The 2,430-nt window shown below is 64.0% G+C and carries 5 protein-coding genes; 4 read left to right on the top strand and 1 reads right to left on the bottom strand.

Features of this window, described 5'->3' with window-relative positions; all coding sequences use genetic code 11:
* Positions 1-158 precede the first annotated feature (158 nt).
* The 3 genes from AC1DU6_RS27490 to AC1DU6_RS27480 are packed head-to-tail and all read left to right on the top strand — an operon-like array spanning position 159 to position 1,947.
* Positions 159-773 carry a cytochrome c oxidase assembly protein gene (locus AC1DU6_RS27490; protein ID WP_477861003.1) on the top strand — a complete coding sequence of 205 codons (615 nt, stop codon included), beginning with the start codon at positions 159-161 and terminating at the stop codon, positions 771-773.
* On the top strand, positions 770-1,012 hold the full coding sequence (locus AC1DU6_RS27485; protein WP_457326213.1) for a DUF2970 domain-containing protein: 243 nt from the start codon (positions 770-772) through the stop codon (positions 1,010-1,012). The genes AC1DU6_RS27490 and AC1DU6_RS27485 overlap by 4 nt, the downstream gene beginning before the upstream one ends.
* Positions 1,013-1,062: 50 nt before the next feature.
* The gene (locus AC1DU6_RS27480) at positions 1,063-1,947 is read left to right on the top strand and encodes a cytochrome c oxidase subunit 3 (RefSeq protein ID WP_477861000.1); all 885 of its coding nucleotides are present in this window, start codon (positions 1,063-1,065) and stop codon (positions 1,945-1,947) included.
* A 58-nt stretch (positions 1,948-2,005) separates the two neighbouring features.
* Here the strand turns inward: AC1DU6_RS27480 and AC1DU6_RS27475 are convergent, their stop codons facing one another.
* Positions 2,006-2,221: a DUF2909 domain-containing protein gene (locus AC1DU6_RS27475; protein WP_477860999.1), complete on the bottom strand. Its 216-nt coding sequence runs from the start codon at positions 2,219-2,221 to the stop codon at positions 2,006-2,008.
* 29 nt (positions 2,222-2,250) lie between these two features.
* On the opposite strand from AC1DU6_RS27475, the gene AC1DU6_RS27470 reads away from it, so the two are divergent.
* On the top strand, positions 2,251-2,430 hold a 180-nt coding region (locus AC1DU6_RS27470), incomplete at its 3' end, for an SURF1 family cytochrome oxidase biogenesis protein (protein WP_477860998.1).

The following is a 2,430-nucleotide window of genomic DNA, read 5'->3' as shown; positions in this document are numbered from 1 at the left end:
GGATTGATCCTGCTGTCGATTGCCTTGATTTTCGGCATCGGCTTCGTCACGAAGATGGTGCTGCTGGCTCACTGACATGATGAAGCCCCCACGCGCACTTCGTTTGCTGCCCCCCGAGGGGGCGCGTCAGCGCCTTCGGGCGGCCGGGCGGCACTGACATGCGCTTCCTGGCCGCTCTGCATCGCGACAACCGGCAGCTCGTCATGAAGCTGGCGGTGGTGGTCGCGTTGATGTTCGGCTTCGGTTACGCGCTGGTGCCGCTGTACAAGGCCATCTGCAATGCGCTGGGCATCAACGTGCTGTCGCTGGCCGAGCGCCAGACCGCGCTTTCCAGCAAGGGCATTGCCGACGGCAACGGCCAGATCGACTTCAGCCGTGAAATCACGGTCGAGTTCGACGCCAATGCCCGCGGTCCCTGGGACTTCAAGCCGGCGGTGCGCCATCTGACGGTGCACCCGGGCGAACTGACCCAGGTCATGTACGAGTTCCGCAACGTGCAGGACCGCACCATGGCGGCCCAGGCCATCCCGAGCTATGCGCCGATGCAGGCGAGTGCGCATTTCAACAAGCTGGAATGCTTCTGCTTCAACGAATACACGTTGAAGCCGGGCGAGAGCAAGCAGTGGCCGGTCGTGTTCGTCATCGACCCCAAGCTGCCCAAGGATGTGAAGACCATCACCCTGTCGTACACCTTCTTCGAGGTGGCGGGCAAGGGTGGCGTCAAGCTCGGCCAGGCACCTGGATCGCGTTCCGGTGCGGGAGCCGCGCTGTGAGCGAAGCGGGCAAGGATCTGAAGGACGCCGTGGGCCGCAAGGCCTCGCTGGCTCAGACGATCTCGGCCGTGGCCTGGAGTTTTTTCGGTGTGCGCCGGGGCAAGGATCATGAGAACGACATGGCCAAGCTCAACCCGGTGCATGTGTTGATCGCGGGCGTGCTTGGCGCCGCCCTGTTTGTATTGGTGCTGGTGCTGCTGGTCCGTTGGGTCATCAGCAGTGGCGTGGCCGGGGCCTGAGGGCCCGCGCCGCAACAGAGTTCAGAACGAGCGAGTACTAGGAGAACAACATGTCGGCAGCGACTACCCCGGGCAAGACCCCGTACTACTTCGTCCCGGCGCCTTCACGGCATCCGGTGATGGCCGCGATCGGCCTGTTCTTCGTCATCCTCGGCGCCGGCCAGTGGGTCAACGGCCATGACTGGGGCATGTACTCGCTGTTCGGCGGCCTGGCCTTCTGGGCCTTCGTGCTGCAGCAATGGTTCCGCCAGGCCATCGGCGAGAGCGAAGGCGGCTTGTACAGCGACCGCATCGATGTCTCCTTCCGCTGGAGCATGGGCTGGTTCATCTTCTCGGAGGTGATGTTCTTCGCCGCCTTCTTCGGCGCGCTGTTCTGGTCCCGCCTGTACTCGGTGCCGGTGCTTGGCAGCCTGGAAAACGCCTTGCTGTGGCCCGACTTCAAGGCCATCTGGCCCAGCACGGCGCCCGGCTTTACCGCTGCGCCGGCGGGCACCGTCGAGGCTTTCAGCACCATGGGCCCCTGGCCCATCCCGACGATCAACACGGCCCTGCTGTTGACCTCGGGCGTCACGCTGACCATCGCCCATCACGCGCTGATCGCCGGCAACCGCGGCAAGACCATCCTGTGGATGTGGATCACCGTGCTGCTGGGCGCGACCTTCGTCGGCTTCCAGGCCTATGAATACCACCACGCCTACACCGAGCTCAACCTCAAGCTGACCTCCGGCATCTACGGCTCGACCTTCTTCATGCTGACCGGCTTCCACGGCTTTCACGTCTGCGTGGGCGCACTGATGCTGCTGTTCATCACCATCCGCCTGATGAAGGGCCACTTCACGCCGGAGCGCCACTTCGGCTTCGAAGGCGCCGCTTGGTACTGGCACTTCGTGGACGTGGTGTGGCTGGGCCTGTACGTCATCGTCTACTGGATGTGACTTCCCGGTCTCGCAATGAGAAAGCGCCGCAGCAGCGGCGCTTTTTTGTTGTTGAAGCTCAGGATTTCACCGGCAGTCCRGTCGGCTGTATCCAGCCCATCTTCCAGCTCAGCAGGATGATCRGGAACAGCGTCACCGACACGGCGACCCGCACCGCCAGCGCACGGGCCATGTTGGGGCTTTTCTTGTTGCCGCCTTTGCGCAGCATGAAGAAGCCGGCCGCGCCGAGCGCGCCAAGGATGCCGATGAAGGCGATCAGGATCACGAATTTCATGGTGTCGAATTATCCGCTCGGGGTCTTGCATGAGCGGTAGGCGCTGGCTGGTGCTGTTGGCGGGCCTGGTGGGCGCCGCGCTGACGGCGCGGCTCGGCGTCTGGCAGCTTGACCGTGCCGCGCAGAAGATCGCGTTGCAAGCAGCCATCGAGGCCGAAGCCGGCAAGCCGGCGCTCACCCAGACCGAGTTGGGCGGTGAAGGGCAGCTG

It is taken from the genome of Roseateles sp. P5_B10 (genome assembly GCF_056400485.1).
This window is presented reverse-complemented; position numbering and strand designations above follow the sequence as displayed.